Here is a 247-nt window from a genome sequence, read left to right on the forward strand (position 1 = left end):
AATTAGTTCAGCATTACTTTTGATTTTGAGTTTCCTAAAAAGGTTTGATCGGTGCTCATGAACAGTCTTAGGACTGAGAAACATAGCTTCCGCAACGTGGCTGACGCTTTTGACTTCGGATAATAAAGAAAAGATCTGAAACTCTCTTTTAGTTAAGGAATTTAGAGGCGAATCCTCACCTGTTTCCTCAAGAACGTCAGCCAAATATTGACCGCCAGCAAAGACTTTACGAACAGCGATAAGCAGC

1 protein-coding gene is annotated in these 247 nt (G+C 40.5%); it reads right to left on the reverse strand.

All coding sequences use genetic code 11. The features are described from left to right. Positions 1-247 (reverse strand): helix-turn-helix domain-containing protein (locus ACFVYJ_RS13865; protein ID WP_463255455.1); only part of this gene is annotated, 247 nt, incomplete at both ends.

Source organism: Pontibacter sp. JAM-7 (genome assembly GCF_048548695.2).
GTDB lineage: Bacteria > Pseudomonadota > Gammaproteobacteria > Pseudomonadales > Balneatricaceae > Neptuniibacter.